General features: G+C 45.4%; 11 protein-coding genes. 5 read left to right on the top strand and 6 right to left on the bottom strand.

All coding sequences use genetic code 11. The features are described 5' to 3' along the window. Nucleotides 1–153: 153 nt before the first annotated feature. From G7035_RS06990 to G7035_RS06980, 3 genes are all read left to right on the top strand, one after another. Nucleotides 154–1,176, top strand: coding sequence for a LacI family DNA-binding transcriptional regulator (locus tag G7035_RS06990; RefSeq protein ID WP_019685850.1), 1,023 nt, complete (start codon nucleotides 154–156; stop codon nucleotides 1,174–1,176). 182 nt (nucleotides 1,177–1,358) lie between these two features. Then, nucleotides 1,359–2,834 carry a glycoside hydrolase family 32 protein gene (locus tag G7035_RS06985; RefSeq protein ID WP_019685851.1) on the top strand — a complete coding sequence of 492 codons (1,476 nt, stop codon included), beginning with the start codon at nucleotides 1,359–1,361 and terminating at the stop codon, nucleotides 2,832–2,834. A 67-nt stretch (nucleotides 2,835–2,901) separates the two neighbouring features. Then, nucleotides 2,902–4,320: a sucrose-specific PTS transporter subunit IIBC gene (locus G7035_RS06980; protein WP_016820208.1), complete on the top strand. Its 1,419-nt coding sequence runs from the start codon at nucleotides 2,902–2,904 to the stop codon at nucleotides 4,318–4,320. Nucleotides 4,321–4,491: 171 nt separating this feature from the next. Here G7035_RS06980 and G7035_RS06975 read toward each other — a convergent pair whose 3' ends face one another. Then, nucleotides 4,492–5,280, bottom strand: a complete 789-nt coding sequence (locus G7035_RS06975) for an AraC family transcriptional regulator (RefSeq protein WP_016820209.1) — start codon at nucleotides 5,278–5,280, stop codon at nucleotides 4,492–4,494. 178 nt (nucleotides 5,281–5,458) lie between these two features. Between G7035_RS06975 and pyk the strand changes: the two genes are divergently transcribed. Further along, a complete protein-coding gene (gene pyk, locus G7035_RS06970) occupies nucleotides 5,459–6,874 on the top strand; it encodes a pyruvate kinase (protein WP_019685852.1) in 1,416 nt (471 codons plus the stop codon). Nucleotides 6,875–6,947: 73 nt separating this feature from the next. Here pyk and G7035_RS06965 read toward each other — a convergent pair whose 3' ends face one another. The 5 genes from G7035_RS06965 to G7035_RS06945 all read right to left on the bottom strand — a co-directional run bounded on the left by G7035_RS06965 (nucleotide 6,948) and on the right by G7035_RS06945 (nucleotide 12,345). Further along, a complete protein-coding gene (locus G7035_RS06965) occupies nucleotides 6,948–7,346 on the bottom strand; it encodes a hypothetical protein (RefSeq protein WP_019685853.1) in 399 nt (132 codons plus the stop codon). A 242-nt stretch (nucleotides 7,347–7,588) separates the two neighbouring features. Beyond that, on the bottom strand, nucleotides 7,589–8,710 hold the full coding sequence (locus G7035_RS06960) for a GerAB/ArcD/ProY family transporter (RefSeq protein ID WP_019685854.1): 1,122 nt from the start codon (nucleotides 8,708–8,710) through the stop codon (nucleotides 7,589–7,591). 302 nt (nucleotides 8,711–9,012) lie between these two features. Continuing rightward, the gene (locus G7035_RS06955) at nucleotides 9,013–10,218 is read right to left on the bottom strand and encodes a Ger(x)C family spore germination protein (RefSeq protein ID WP_019685855.1); all 1,206 of its coding nucleotides are present in this window, start codon (nucleotides 10,216–10,218) and stop codon (nucleotides 9,013–9,015) included. A 35-nt stretch (nucleotides 10,219–10,253) separates the two neighbouring features. Beyond that, on the bottom strand, nucleotides 10,254–11,849 hold the full coding sequence (locus G7035_RS06950) for a spore germination protein (RefSeq protein WP_019685856.1): 1,596 nt from the start codon (nucleotides 11,847–11,849) through the stop codon (nucleotides 10,254–10,256). A 154-nt stretch (nucleotides 11,850–12,003) separates the two neighbouring features. Beyond that, nucleotides 12,004–12,345, bottom strand: coding sequence for a DUF805 domain-containing protein (locus G7035_RS06945; RefSeq protein ID WP_017425676.1), 342 nt, complete (start codon nucleotides 12,343–12,345; stop codon nucleotides 12,004–12,006). Between the two features lie 430 nt (nucleotides 12,346–12,775). On the opposite strand from G7035_RS06945, the gene abnB reads away from it, so the two are divergent. Beyond that, nucleotides 12,776–15,211 carry an arabinan endo-1,5-alpha-L-arabinosidase AbnB gene (gene abnB, locus G7035_RS06940; RefSeq protein WP_019685857.1) on the top strand — a complete coding sequence of 812 codons (2,436 nt, stop codon included), beginning with the start codon at nucleotides 12,776–12,778 and terminating at the stop codon, nucleotides 15,209–15,211. Nucleotides 15,212–15,529 lie beyond the last annotated feature (318 nt).

The following is a 15,529-nucleotide window of genomic DNA, read 5'->3' as shown; positions in this document are numbered from 1 at the left end:
TAAAACGCCGTTTCCTTCTTCATGGAAGGGACGGCTTTTTGTGCATAGTGAAACTGAAGCTACAGCAATCCAATCCTGCCATATGGTATTATAGAATTATATGAAATGAGAAGTTTTGGACGCTTATGAAAATGAAAATCTCCGGGGGACCTCATGAATAAGACAATTGCAGATATAGCCCAAATGGCTGGTGTATCCAAGAGCACCGTATCCCGTTTTTTGAACGGCGGATCTGTCAGCCTGGACACTAAGCGTAAAATTGAAAAGGTGGTTAAGGCCACGGGGTATGTGCCCAATACCTTTGCCCAAAGTTTGAAGGCAAAACGAACCAACATTATCGGAACCGTCGTGCCACGGCTGGATTCCTTTGCGACATCCCATACGTTAATGGGGATTGATGAGGAGCTGCGTTCCCAACATTACCAGATGCTGATCTCTAATACGAGTCAGGATGTAAAGCGTGAAATCGAAGCGATCTATGAGTTCGCACGACAAAAAATTTCAGGCATCATTCTGCTGGCTGCTCAAATTACAGACGACCACCTGACCGCGATTCGAGATATCAGTATTCCGGTATTGCTGGTAGGCCAACAACATGAGCAGATCCATAGCCTTATCCATGATGATTATCGTGCCGGATATGATATCGGTGCATATGTCCTGTCACAGGGCCACCGTGAAATTGCCTATGTCGGTGTTACTGAAAGGGACGTTGCTGTCGGTGTGCAACGCAAAGAGGGCTTTAGGCAGGCTGTTCGCGATGCGTTACCTGCTACGTGTTATACGGACGAGACGATGCGAGCCGCAGGATATGATATCAGATACTATGAAACCGGATTTAAAATGTCCGATGCAAGGATTGCCGCATCCGCCATCTTAGACCAATTCAAGCCATCGTTGATGGTGTGTGCTACGGATAATATCGCGCTTGGGGTAATCAACGCGGCTTATTCCAGAGGAATTACCATCCCGTCGGATTTGTCGGTCACTGGCTTTGGGGGATACGATATTACGGAGGTCATTCACCCTGCGCTAACAACTGTTCAATATCCGTATATGGAGGCCGGACGTGTAGCAGCCCAAAACATTGTACGGCTGGTAGAACATAAAACGGTAGAGCAAGTGACAGTCATGGATTATACCCTTATTGAAAGAGAAAGCGTTGACAAACGCTGAGCAGGTGGATTATAATTTCTTCGAAACCGGTTCCATTGCACTCTTGCACAATTGGAATCGGTTGCAAATCCATGGATGAGTATATTTTTTTCATTGTATAGGAACCGGTTCCGTTTAATTTTTTTTCATTACATTGGAACCGGTTCCCAAAAATCTAAGTTTTAAAAAAATGAGGTACACCTATGAAAATGACAAAAGAACAAAAGTATCGATTAATCGAGCAGGCTGAGCCCGGTGAAATAGCAAGCTTGCAGAAAAAGGTGGAGCAATGTCCGTGGCGGCAGTCGTTTCATATCCAACCACCGACAGGCTTGCTCAATGATCCGAATGGATTTTCATATTATCAAGGCGAATACCACTTATTTTATCAGTGGTTCCCACTAGGAACCGATCACGGAATGAAATATTGGTATCATTTGAAATCCAAAGATTTGGTCACATGGCATAGTGCAGGCATTGGCATCACACCTGGAGACTACTTCGACTCGCATGGGGCTTATTCCGGCAGCGCGCTGGAGCATGAGGGCAAATTATACATGATGTATACAGGAAATACTCGTGACGAAAACTGGATCAGACATCCTTATCAATGCATGGCTGTTATGGATGAGAGCGGTCACATTACCAAGTGGGAGCATCCTGTTATTGGCCATGTGCCAGAAGGTTATACAGACCATTTTCGTGATCCCAAGCTGTGGAAGGACGGCGATAGTTTCTACTGTGTGATTGGTGCACAAAGAACAGATTCAACAGGCTGCGTTGTCCTTTATCGTTCAACGGATCTTCACACTTGGCAGTTCGAGGGAGAACTGAGCACGGGGCTGGAATCGTTTGGATATATGTGGGAATGCCCGGATTATTTTGAACTGAATGGAGCGGGTGTGTTGGTCTTTTCTCCACAGGGCTTGGAGCCTTCAGGGGATGAAAACCACAATATTTATCAATCGGGCTACGTCATCGGCAAACTGCTGGATACAGAGTCAAGAACACTGGAGCACGGCGCATTCCAGGAGCTTGATCGGGGCTTCGACTTCTATGCACCACAGACGATGATTGACCCGCAGGGGCGTCGTATTATGGTGGCCTGGATGGGGCTGCCGGATATCGAATATCCGACAGATCCGAACGGATGGGCCCACTGTCTGACATTACCGAGGGAACTTACGCTTCATGAGGGAAAACTCTTGCAGCGGCCTATCCCCGAATTAACCACGCTGCGTAGAAATAGTGAGGATCGGGTAGCTGACACGTTGTCCTCAGAGAGCAAAACCTACGAAGGATTTAAGGGTACTGCCTATGAGATGATCTGCGAAGTAGATCTTTTGGATGCCAAGGCATTCGGTATTGAATTCCGTGCGAGTGAGACGGAGAAAACGGTGATTAAATATAATGCCGTTAGCCGTAAACTTGTATTGGATCGTACGCAATCGGGTGAGCCTGTAGCCACTTCGTACGGTGAAGTACGGCAGTGTGCATGGGACAAGGATCATATTAAACTTCATCTGTTTGTAGATACATCTTCAGTTGAGATTTTCGTCAATGATGGGGAAGAAGTGTTCACCAGTCGTATTTTTCCGCACCCAGAGAGTGACGAAATACGCTTTTTTGCCGACAAGGGAGAGGCTCTCTTCCAAGCGGTAAAATGGAATTTTACATGAGTAGGCTAATTCATCAAGTGGATCGTTAATCATCAAACATAACGGAATGAACGAGGGGATGAACATCATGGCGGAAAACAGAGAGATAGCTAAAGAAGTGATCGAGGCGATCGGTGGAAAGGAAAATATCGCTTCGTTTGCTCACTGTGCAACGCGCCTGCGCATTATGGTGCATGATAAAGAGAAAATTGATCAGAAAAAGGTTGAGGAGATCGACAAGGTTAAGGGGGCTTTCTTCAATTCAGGTCAATATCAAATTATTTTTGGTACAGGAACGGTAAATCGGATTTTTGATGAGGTTGAAAAGCTTGGCGTGACGGGTTCATCTAAAGAAGAGGTGAAGAGTCAGGCGAAAAAGGAGGGCAACGTCTTCCAGCGGTCTATCCGCACCTTTGGCGACGTGTTTGTACCGATTATTCCAGTGCTGGTCGCTACGGGGTTGTTCATGGGACTGCGCGGTTTGCTCACTCAGCCGCAAATTCTCGCATTGCTCGGCATGACGCCGCAGGATATTTCACCTAACTTTTTATTATATACACAGGTATTAACGGATACGGCTTTTGCCTTTTTGCCTGCGTTAGTCGCATGGTCAGCCTTTAGAGTATTCGGCGGCAGTCCGGTGCTGGGTATCGTTCTCGGTCTGATGCTGGTAAACCCGGCTTTGCCTAACGCGTATAGTGTTGCGGACGGCTCAGCCCATCCGTTGACGATGTTCGGTTTCATTCCTGTGGTGGGCTATCAAGGCTCGGTATTACCAGCCTTCTTCGTGGGCTTGATCGGAGCCAAGCTGGAGCGGGCGTTACGCAAACGAGTGCCTGAAGCGCTGGATCTGATTCTCACACCATTTTTAACATTGTTGATTATGATCACTTTGGGACTGTTTGCTATCGGTCCAGTTTTCCATTCACTTGAAGAATGGGTGCTGCACGGAACCATATTTGTACTTGATTTGCCTTTCGGTATTGCAGGGATCGTCATCGGCTTTTTGCATCAGATTATCGTCGTTACAGGTGTGCATCATATATTTAATTTCCTGGAGATTCAACTGCTTGAAAAGAACGGCGTAAATGCCTTCAATGCTATTATTACCTGCGCAATGGCTGCACAGGGAGCTGCCTGTCTGGCAGTTGGTCTGAAAACGAAGGACAGCAAGCTGAAAGCGTTGGCGCTTCCTTCTTCGTTCTCTGCTTTCCTAGGAATTACAGAGCCGGCTATCTTCGGGGTCAACTTGAGATATATGAAGCCTTTTGTCATGGGTCTCATCGGCGGAGCGGTTGGTGGTTTTATTGCTTCGGTCTTGCATTTGGCGGCTACAGGGATGGCGGTTACTGTTATTCCAGGTACGTTGCTCTACATGAACCATCAGCTTCCGTTTTATATTTTGGCGAACTTGGCTGCTATGGCAGTATCCTTTGTCCTGACTTGGATGTTTGGCTTTAACGATAAAATGCTGGACAAAGTCAAAACAGCGGGTTCCTCCAAATAATATCATTCAGTCAGCACCAATATACGCAGATTCATGCGTGTAACTATAAATATAATGGTCGCTTTTACACGGAGCGCTCTTGTCCCTTAATGAAAAAAAGGATAACTAGAGCAGCATTCGATGTGAAGCGGCCATTTTTTTATCTGTGAAATTCTGCTTCAGGCTATCAGATTAGACGATGGAGGAACGTTCATCCAGAAACTCGGATGGCGAGCAACCTGTCAACCGTTTGAAGATCCGATGGAAATAGGACACATCACTATAGCCCACATACTCCGAAATTTCACGAATCGTTAGCCGCGACTCCGTCAACATGTAGATAGCGGTTTTAATACGTTGCGTATGTACATGCTCGCTGATCGTTTGGCCTGTAACCTCACGCAGCAGTGTCGCGGCATAATTGGGGGTTTTGCGAATGGCATCACCAAGCTCTTCTTTGGTTACCTTTTCCCTGTAGTGATTCTGAATGTACTGTTTCATATGTTCTACATGCCGTTCTTTATCGCGAGGAACGGTACCTTTGTCCCATTCCTGGTTCATATAAATCATGGCTTCGGTCAGCAGACAGTCAGCCATCAGGGCGTAGTAGCTTGGGTGTTCAGTCCATTGATAATACATCGATTTGATCCGTTCATGCAGCAAATCGTAGCATCCGGGCTTGATCCATAACGGCTGGTCTGTATTCAGTATGGGAAGTGTGCTGTTCGTACATGTTTTGCGGCAATGTATCACATACTTGGTATGGAAAAGTGTAGGAATGCTCTTGCCATAGTAATTCAGATGAGCGGGTAAAAGCAGTGCTTCACCCTTGCCCAGAATGATCTTGCTATCGTTCACCCAATATACACATTTGCCAAAGGTGACCAAAATGAATAGCAAGTCATCGTTGTCGGTATTTGCACCAGCCTTTTCATACCAGTCTACGCCATTGTCCTGCCGTATACCCGTCAATGTAATCACAAAACTCACTCTCCAATGTCTTCAACATTCATCATACTGTAATACATCCATCATACTATAGTTCATAGTCTTGGTGAACGGGTACAGGTAGAATAGGACTATATAAGTTTAATGTAGATAGAGAAGCAAAGTGGAGAAGAAGTTATACAGTAAAGACATTCAGGAGGATGACATTACTATGCTTAAAACGAAAATTATTTGTACTATGGGACCTGCCTGCGACTCCATTGATTTGTTAAAAGAAATGATCCAGGCTGGTATGACTGTAGCTCGCTTGAACATGGCTCATGGGGAGCTGGAGGATCATGTTAAACGTATTGAAAATGTGAGACAGGCAGCGAAGGAAATGAATACCTGTATCCCTGTCATGATGGATATTAAAGGACCGGAAATACGGATTGGCAAGCTGAAAGAGGCATCTGTTCTACTGAAGCCAGGCAGCCAGCTCATTCTGACCACGGAAGAGATTTTGGGGGACGAGCATCGTATTTCGGTGAATTACCCGGATATGCCGAAGGATATCAAACCAGGTGACCGTATTCTCATCGACGACGGTTTGGTTGATCTGACTGTAACCTCCATCGAAGGTACCGAGATGATTTGTAATATCGTAAGCGGCGGTATTTTGAAGCCGAGAAAAGGTGTGAATCTGCCAGGGATTCATACAACTCTTCCAGGCGTAACAGAGCGCGACGTGAAGCACATTCAATTTGGGGTGGAGCAGCGTATCGAGCTTATTGCGGCTTCTTTTGTGCGTAAAGGCGACGACATCCGTGAAATCCGTGAAATTTTGAAGGGACATCATGCCGAGCATGTACAGATTTATTCCAAAATTGAAAATGCCGAAGGTATGGAAAACCTGGATGATATCATCGAAGCTTCGGACGGCATTATGGTAGCTCGTGGCGACTTAGGCGTGGAAGTGCCAATTCAAGACGTGCCTGTGATGCAAAAAGAAATGATCGACAAATGTAATCTGGTCGGCAAGCCCGTTATCGTTGCTACTCACATGCTGGAGTCCATGCAGGTGAACCCGCGTCCGACGAGAGCTGAAGTTAGTGACGTGTTCAATGCCGTTATGCAGGGAGCTGACGTAGTGATGCTGTCGGGCGAATCTGCTGCAGGTAAATACCCTGTTGAATCCGTACGGACCATGGCTGCGGTAGCTGCCAGTGCAGAATCCCAATTGGATTACCAGGAGCAGTTCGATAAGCGCAGAGCACGCCAAAGCACCAACATTACTGAAGTCATTAGTCAGGGTGCGGTGAGTTCGTCTCTGGAGCTGGATGCCAAAGCGATTATTACCTCGACTGCCAGTGGATTCACGGCTCGTATGGTGTCCAAATATCGTCCGAAGGCACCGATCATTGCGGTTACTCCGAATAACACGGTATTCGCTAAAATTTGCCTGTTGTCCGGTGTATTCCCGATTAAAGGGGATAAGGTAGCCACAACGGATGAAATGTTCGAATCTTCCATCCGTAACGCGCTGAATGCAGGATATATCCATAAAGGAGATACTGTAGTCCTGTCAGCAGGCGTCCCTGTCGCTGAGGCAGGCACGACCAATCTGATTCGGGTATATCAAGCGTAAGTTATATCAATACAGAAAAGGCGCTGATCCTCTAAGGGTTCAGCGCCTTTTTGATGTTCGGTCGTGTCTAGGCTTACAGCCCGAATACACTTTTGGCAACGACTTGTGTCAGTTCTGCCTTATGGGCTTGGTATTGCTCTAGGGTAATGCTCTCATTGGCCAGTCGTTGATCCAACTGCTCCGTCAACTGAGCTACCTGTAGATCAACGATAGCCTGAGCATCCTGATTATGGGTTTGTGCAATATCAGCCAAGGTTTGACCATTATATAACGCATCATATAATTGCTCATCCGAGGATATACCCAGTGCTTTCAACAGATCATCATCCTTGGAAGCTTCATTGTCCTGTACATGAAGGGCTCTCTCTGGAGCCAGTGCAGCAGCATTAGCCCGACTTCCCCAAGTAGATGACTGCCCAATAGATAACGCCAGCAACAGTGTGCAGATGACCAACATTCGTTTTCGATTCATAAGTGTAAATCTCCTTTTGTGTTTCATTAAATTTCTGACGGGGTGGAACGGTATATGGATATCCAACGGGAGTGATGTTTATGCCTTTAGCCCATCCGGCTTATGTAGTTACCAGATTCTTAAATACATCATACACGCCCAATCTTAGCGCCAGCTTAATACTCGTTTAAAATAAACTAAAAGAGGAGATTGTAAACAGGTAGCGCTAAAAAAATTCGCAGATAACGAAAAAAGAGTGTGATTTACCCTTTGGATGCTGTTTTTTTCTTTGACCAGATTGTTCGTATCCCATGAATACAGAGCAGCAGTAAGGGGAAAAACAACCCAATGGATAGAGAATAGGGAATCCACGTCTTTGTATCATAGGTTTGTTGGTAAGGGACATTAGGGTACACGATGATGGACAGGATGACTAATAACATCCCGAGAGGAAGCACCAGTTGCCGATCGCTTTTCAGACAAAAGATTTGGGCGATTGCTGTCACTGTGGTGTGCATATACAGTGTGATTCTAAAAAAAAGTGAAATAAACCACATTGTAGCCATGATGGCTTCGATGCGCTGTAGAAAGTTGCCAATGCTAATTTTTTTGGCTAACGCATAGCTAGGATATATATTTCTTGCCGTTAAGTCAGGACCAAATACCAAAATTGTCAATGCAACCACCACGACCAGCATTAATCCGCCAATCAGGCTTCCTATGAAAAAAGCTTTACGGGTTTGATCGGAACGATTTATAGAAGAAGGGAAGATCATGAGCAAAATAATATGAGGTATAAATACTGTGCTAACAAAGGACAGGGCAGCAGGCCAAATCGGCCCTACTCCTGCCTCCAATACAGGTTGGACATTTTCCAGCTTAATGTTGGATACCACTAAACCTACAAAAGAAATATACAGCAGAGTAAATAAAGGAAACAACAGTTCGGCCGAACGAGCCAGGACTTCGAGACCCAGCCGAGCAGCGAATACTATGATAAGTGCAAAAAGAATATTCACCGCTAGAATCGGCGTTTCTGGTATCATTTGAGTAGTCATAAAATTTCCTAAATAAAATAACACCGGTACAGGAGCATTAATGAATAGTAGGGTGAAAAATAGAAAACCTACGGTTTTGCCTAACCATTTTCCGAGTAGAGTTTCCATCATCTCAACCAGGGTCCTCTCTGGATAAAGCGCCGCAAGCTTGCTGTACATATACAAGATAAGTAGCCCAGCCCCGACCCCCACGAGCGCGGCAATCCACGCATCTTGTTTGGCTACAAGTGCCATCCCTGAAGGGACGATGAGGATTGCACTTCCGACCGTAAATAAAGCAGATATGATCATGATTTGTCGTGCTGAGATTTTGATTTGTGCGGGCACCCGTTTTTCACCTCCTCTTTATTTTATTAGGCCCATATGGATCAGGAAATTGCTGAATGGTCTATATATGGCTGTTATCCAATCCAGGGGGTGGGAATGAGCCAGTGTAATACCTTGGCACAACTAATTCCGACCGCAAAAAAGAGTAGGATGAAAAATAACCAAAGCTCTTTTTTAAATCCTTTTTTCCACATGTCGGGGACTTCAATTAAGCTAATTACAGCAGCGACGAGGAATATGCCGATGATTTTTACGATTTGAGATAGCACTTTGCAAAACACCTTCTTTTGTGGAGTGAGGAATTACTCTTTCATATCATTAATAAAGGAGCTACCAATGGTGCCCAAGCGCCGAATCTTGAAATCGACTTTGATCGTTACGGGTAATTCTGTAAAGTGTTCCTCATCCCAGTTTTGTTTCAGTCTGTTCCAAGTCTTCGGGGCAGCGCGGTGAATGGCTTCACCGAATCCGAATATGTCCGTTTTGTACGATTGTTGGGCCTTTCTAACTGCCGACTTCATAATATTTTCTATTTTTTCTTCTTCTTGCTTTTCAATGTCATAAATCGTTCCTACCTTGGTCAAATCGAGGTCAGTACACTCGACTTCTCCCACGTTGGCCTCAACCTGCATTTTAATATGAATCTGGGGCTCTCCCCTATAGGTGCTTCCTTTTACAGTGGTTTGGGTGCGAATGATTTCGGAGACGACTTTGCCGCCTCTAGGGCAAGCAACGTAACCGACAGAGCTTTGCACTTTGCCAAGGATAAAATTATAGCCCCTACTTTCAGTTTCATCTAACCATCCGATTAGTCGATCTTTTCTGAATACAGCAAGTCCTGAATACTGTAAACGACTGAACGGAGCGATCTTTTGCACATTGTCGCTGGTTTCTCCCATTTCTTTATTGCCAATGATCCGAAGTCCTGTCAACACAGGCTGCTTTCCTTCACTAGTCATAGCTGCAATCAATTCATCCAAGGTTACCGTCGTACTAGGCGACCAGTTTTTCTGTGATGTTTCCAGGGAAGAAAAAAGGTCATTGGCGGGAATCGGATTTAAAGGCGTCATAATTTTCAACGTATCCTCCGCACTAACGTCCTTGGACACTACAATATAAAAATCAGTGCGGAACTGATGATATCTGGAGAGTAAATCTAAAGATTTTGCCATCCCTTCGGCAGCTAACGACTCACCGATAACACATATGCGCAGGTGAGAAAAATACATTCTCCGGGGACTAATTGTTGTTATTTTTCGGATCGCTTCAAATATGGTGTCCGCCTCCTCTGTATACAAGGTGGCTGGAGCCCCGCCTCCTGCTCCTTTTTTAGCCGATGCCTTGCCAGGGTCCACCACTTGGATAGAGACCCGGAATTGATCTCCTTGCTTATCGATTCCCATACCGACGGCGATGGCTAGCTCATTCAACTCTCTACGATTCCAACAGCCTGTCAGAAGTAAGACGAGTGCAAGAACCAGGAAGAGAAACGCCTTCTTCCGCTTCATGATGATCCACTCCTTTCTGACGGTTTCTCTTTTTTCTATTCCCGTGATTTGCGGGGCGGAGTGCTGTTTCGACGTTTGACATTTTTCTGATCGACTAACCGGGGACGTGACATCATCATCCAGTGAGGGAATCGAAAGATGGTATCTTTGGTGTCTGCCGGTATGAGAGGTGCAAAAGGAGTCATATAGGGAACGCCGAATGAACGAAGGCTGCACATATGCAGGATCAGGGCAATGCCTCCGACGATAATTCCGAACAGCCCAAAGGAAGCGGCAAGCCCCATTAAGGGAAACCGCAGCATGCGAAAAGCGATAGACATATTGTAGGCAGGAAGAACAAAGCTGGAAATAGCAGTAATCGATACAACAATAACCATTGCCGCAGATATGATGCCCGCCTCGACAGCAGCTTGTCCAATGACGAGTGTGCCGACGATAGAGACGGCTGCCCCAATGTACTTGGGCATGCGAACGCCAGCTTCCCGCAATATTTCAAATGTCAGTTCCATCATGAGTGCTTCAATAAAGGCAGGGAAGGGGACCGCTTCGCGCTGTGCTGCTAGACCGATTAGCAGTGAGGTCGGCAGCATTTCCTGATGAAACGTAGTGATGGCAACATATAAGGACGGACCGAGCAAGGAAATAAAAACTCCGGTATAACGAAGGACACGGATGAAGCTGCTAATGTCTGCACGCTGATAATAGTCCTCCGCCGCATGCAGGAAGGAAACAAATAATGCAGGCACGACAAGCACAAAAGGGGTACCATCCACTAGGATCGCAATTTTTCCTTCCAGCAGCTCGGCGGCGATCACGTCTGGGCGTTCTGAATTGTATACTGTCGGAAAGGGGGTGAAGGTTTTGTCTTGGATTAATTCCTCGATATACCCGCTTTCGAGAATGCCGTCTACATCTATGCGATTCAATCGTTCATGTACTTCCTCAACCAATTTAGGGTTCACAATCCCCTTTATATACATGACAGCGACATCGGTCTGGGTTACACGACCGATTTGTTTGGTCTCCAGCCATAGATTCGGATCTTTAATTTTACGTCGAATCAAGGCTGTGTTCGTACGCAATGTCTCAGAAAATCCTTCCCGAGGCCCACGGACGACATTTTCTGAGGCAGGCTCGGTGACCCCCCGATCCTTCCATCCACGTGCGCTGGCCGATATTGCCTGCGTCTCACCCCCAATCAAAATGATTGCATCCCCCGACAACAGCGCGTTATATAAGGCTTCAAAGTCATTAATATCCTGGATGCTGCCAATAGTAAGGGCGTAATCTTTCAACATTTGCATGACGTTAGAGGAAGCTTGAATCCGGCATTCCACGTCCTTGGACAAGCTGCTGTCCAGCATCATTGATTCCATAATGAAGTCGGAGACTATATTTTGGTCCACCAAACCGTCGGTATAGAGGATCGCAATGGTCTGGTCACCGTCCTTGCCGATTCGAATTTCTCTTATGACGATGTCGGTGCTGTTGCCAAGCGCTTGTCTGATCTGCTGAAGATTGGTTCCGATATTTGCACTGAGCTGTTCTGCGGGATGTTCAGGCTTACTCTCGCTTTGCTGAACGGGTGCCTTTCTAAATTTGTTAAGGGGGGTTCTTTTCCGAAAACGCATGTACGTTCTTCCTCTCTTTGAGGATACTTTTTAATCCAGTATGGACGCTGGAGTCTCTTGGTAAACTTATAGCTGGAATTTCGATAGGGGAAAAGCGGGTATAAAAAAACCTCCTTCACAAAAGTGAAAGAGGTTTTAGACCAACTACATCAAATTACAATTTAGGATTTTTCCCATACTTATTGTCGCCAGGCTGACTGTCTAGGCATGCGAATACAAGCAGTACAATGCCACCGAATGGCACAAGAGCAATCAGAATCCACCAACCGCTTTTACCCGTGTCGTGCAGTCTGCGAGCAAGAACTGCCAAGGATGGCAACAGGACAGCCAGAGAGTAGATGAGAGTCAATATTGGAGTTAAGCCCAAAAGACCATCGATCAGACCGACTATAAAACTGGCAATTACACTAAATAGAACAAACATCCAGTATTCTGTACGTCTTGCTCTACCTTGGAATCCTACATAGTTTTTTAATCCATTTAAATACCATTGCATAAATTTTCACCTCCTCATAAAATGTAAATATTTGTATTATATTCATCGTAAAACAATTCTTTTTAGATATATCGGCAGGTAACATATAGAATTTTACTTGTCAAATTATAACTTTAAACTAGGAATTAAAGCAACACATTTATTAAGGTTAATAATTAAACGAATAATTCATAAAATTATAAAATTACATATTGAATTTTCCATATTCATTGAATAATATAGAGATACGATTGACCGTCAGGTTTGAATCGTCCTTCTTAACAGCAGGAGGTTTTATTTTTCACATTAGTTGAAAGCGCTTTAATTCAAAGAGGGGGATGATCAACATTTAATTTAAGAGTGGAGAAGTTAATACAAACATAATCCTGACCGTCTTATTCATTATTGTTTTATGTTAGCAGGAATGTTCAAAACGAGAGGAGATTGATTTATGAAGCAATTATTTGTTCGTAAAGTAACGGCTGCTTCTCTGGCAGGTGCACTGTTGTTACCTGCTTCTTTGGTGGGCGCCGAGTCCACACTCAATTCAGATACAGTTGGGATTCAAAGTCTGGAGCAAACCATCCTTCAAGCTCAAGGTCTGAATAATATTTTAAGCCAAAGTAAAAAGGCTGTTTCCTTCAAGGAGACTTCCGTACATGATCCATCCATCCTGAAAGTGAAAGATATATTTTACATTTTTGGCTCACATCTGGCGGCTGCCAAGTCCAAAGACCTCATGAATTGGGATACAATTGCGACAGGTGTGGCAAATGGTAATGCATTGATTCCCAACGTCAAAGAAGAATTAAAGGAAGCGCTGGATTGGGCGCAGACAGACACGCTGTGGGCAGCGGATGTTATTCAACTGGCGGATGGCAAGTTTTATATGTACTATAACGCTTGTAAAGGAGACTCCCCGCGTTCAGCTATGGGCCTAGCGGTGGCTGATAAAATTGAAGGACCTTATAAGAATAAAGGAATTTTCCTGAAGTCCGGCATGTGGGATCAACCGAGTGAAGATGGGACGATCTATGACGCAACCAAGCATCCCAATGCCGTAGACCCTGACACTTTCTATGATAAGAACGGCAAGCTGTGGATGGTATATGGCTCCTACTCCGGAGGCATTTTCATTATGCAGATGGATGAAAAAACAGGGAAGCCTTTACCAGGCCAAGGCTACGGGAAAAAACTGACGGGCGGTAACCATGCTCGTATGGAGGGGCCGTACATACAATACAGTCCACAAACGGACTACTATTACTTGTTCCTGTCCTATGGCGGATTGTCAGCGGATGGCGGATATAACTTGCGTGTGGCTCGGTCCAAAACACCGGATGGTCCTTTCTACGATGCTGAAGGCAACGACATGATCAAGGTTAAAGCGAATCCTGACAAACCTCTTTTTGATGACGCTTCCATTGAGCCATACGGCGTCAAGTTAATAGGTAATTACCTAATTCCAAGAGAAATTGGTGATCCGGGAACAGGGCTGGGAACAGGCTATGTGTCGCCCGGACATAACTCGGCTTATTATGATCCCAAGACGAAAAAGCATTTTGTCATTTTTCACTCCCGTTTTCCGGGGAGAGGTGAGCAGTTTGAAGTGCGTGTACATGAAATGTTCATGAACGCCGATGGTTGGCCTGTAGTTGCTCCTTATCGCTATTCAGGAGATGAGGATTCACTGAAAAAGCTGTCAGAGAAGGATGTCATCGGTCAATACTCGTATGTAAATCACGGGAAGGAAATTTCATCCAATATTAAGCAAGCTGTTACCGTCAATCTGGATCACGGTGGCAAACTGTCTGGCGGAGTGAACGGTACATGGAAGCTGGGGGCAAACAATCAGCTGGAAATTACAGCAGATGGTGCGAAGTACAAAGGGGTATTCCTGCGGCACCGTGATCCAGACACGGGAGCCAAAACCCTTGCTTTTACCGCACTGTCCTCCAAGGGTGTTGCAGTATGGGGTTCGCTAAAGCCTGATCTGAAGGCCAGCAAGATTGTAGCTGCAGTGCAGAAGGATCTGAGTCTAGGCGACACAAGCAACGTTTTTTATGATCTCACGCTACCTACTCAAGCTGCACAAGATACCACGATTTCGTGGGAATCTTCCCGCCCTGAGATTATTTCTGTCACTGGTGAAGTGTACCGTCCAGAAGCCGGTTCCCAGCCTGCAGCAGTTACATTGACGGCGACTATTAAAAAGGACAAAGCTACAGCAAAGAAAAGTTTTAGTGCCATTGTTCCCGAGCAGGCTCAAGGCCCTCAGCTCGCACGTTACTCGTGGAGTGAGGACCAAGGAACTTCGGTTGTCGACAGCACATATAATCAACTCGACGGTAAGGCCTATGGTGGTGCCACATGGGATAAAGATGGGAAGCTTGGCGGTGCTCTTGCCCTGAACGGCAAGGATGGTTACGTGCAGCTGCCCAACACGGTAACGGATGCGAAGGACTTTACCTTTTCCGCTTGGGTAAACTGGAAGGGCGGAGCCGCTTGGCAACGGATTTTTGATTTCGGCAACGGCCAGGCTCGTCATATGTTCCTCACCCCTTCTCAAGGAAGCGGTGTACTCCAGTTTACAATCCATGAAGGTACGGATCAGAGCCTGCTCTCCAAATCATCATTACCTCTAAACCAGTGGACCCATGTGGCGGTTACACTGGAGGGGAATACAGGGAAGCTGTATGTAAATGGTGAAGAAGTAGCTGTAAATGACGGTATTACCTTTAACCCTAATGAGTTGCTGACAAACGAGGCGTATCTCGGTAAAAGCCGCTTTGTCGCTGATGCCTACTTTAACGGCAGCATGGACGAGGTACAGTTATATAACAAAGCGCTGACAGCAGAGGAAATTAAAGCACTAGCGGATTTGTAATTAAAATGAGCAAACAAAGCAGGGGATGGACTTTTTCTCAAGAAGTTCATCTCCTGCGCAACGTTGTGTATATTTATTTCTTGATTACTGGTATAATAGGAAGCAATTGCGGATATAATGTTTTAAGTAGGCGTTAATGACTCACTCTTGTCTAATGGAGACAGCTTGAGGCAGCAATAGATGACATAAGCACTCTGCATAAATTAAATTCTCCAGTGCTTGCGTTTTCAATACACTTATGGTAATATGAGTATATTGAAATTGTGACCTGAGATTCACATATTGTAGAGGGTTATTGTTTTAGGTTGAAATAACCTT

Origin of the sequence: Paenibacillus polymyxa, assembly GCF_015710975.1 — a bacterium.
GTDB classification, from domain to species: domain Bacteria; phylum Bacillota; class Bacilli; order Paenibacillales; family Paenibacillaceae; genus Paenibacillus; species Paenibacillus polymyxa.
The sequence above is the reverse complement of the archived record's forward strand: the minus strand, read 5'-3'. Positions and strand labels throughout refer to the sequence as shown.

What these genes read in the sequence shown, in the direction of transcription:
- G7035_RS06990 (WP_019685850.1), top strand. Translation starts at nt 154, where the DNA reads ATGAATAAGACAATTGCAGATATAGCCCAAATGGCTGGTGTATCCAAG.
- G7035_RS06985 (WP_019685851.1), top strand. Translation starts at nt 1,359, where the DNA reads ATGAAAATGACAAAAGAACAAAAGTATCGATTAATCGAGCAGGCTGAG.
- G7035_RS06980 (WP_016820208.1), top strand. Translation starts at nt 2,902, where the DNA reads ATGGCGGAAAACAGAGAGATAGCTAAAGAAGTGATCGAGGCGATCGGT.
- pyk (WP_019685852.1), top strand. Translation starts at nt 5,459, where the DNA reads ATGCTTAAAACGAAAATTATTTGTACTATGGGACCTGCCTGCGACTCC.
- G7035_RS06965 (WP_019685853.1), bottom strand. Translation starts at nt 7,346, where the DNA reads ATGAATCGAAAACGAATGTTGGTCATCTGCACACTGTTGCTGGCGTTA.
- G7035_RS06955 (WP_019685855.1), bottom strand. Translation starts at nt 10,218, where the DNA reads ATGAAGCGGAAGAAGGCGTTTCTCTTCCTGGTTCTTGCACTCGTCTTA.
- G7035_RS06950 (WP_019685856.1), bottom strand. Translation starts at nt 11,849, where the DNA reads ATGCGTTTTCGGAAAAGAACCCCCCTTAACAAATTTAGAAAGGCACCC.
- G7035_RS06945 (WP_017425676.1), bottom strand. Translation starts at nt 12,345, where the DNA reads ATGCAATGGTATTTAAATGGATTAAAAAACTATGTAGGATTCCAAGGT.
- abnB (WP_019685857.1), top strand. Translation starts at nt 12,776, where the DNA reads ATGAAGCAATTATTTGTTCGTAAAGTAACGGCTGCTTCTCTGGCAGGT.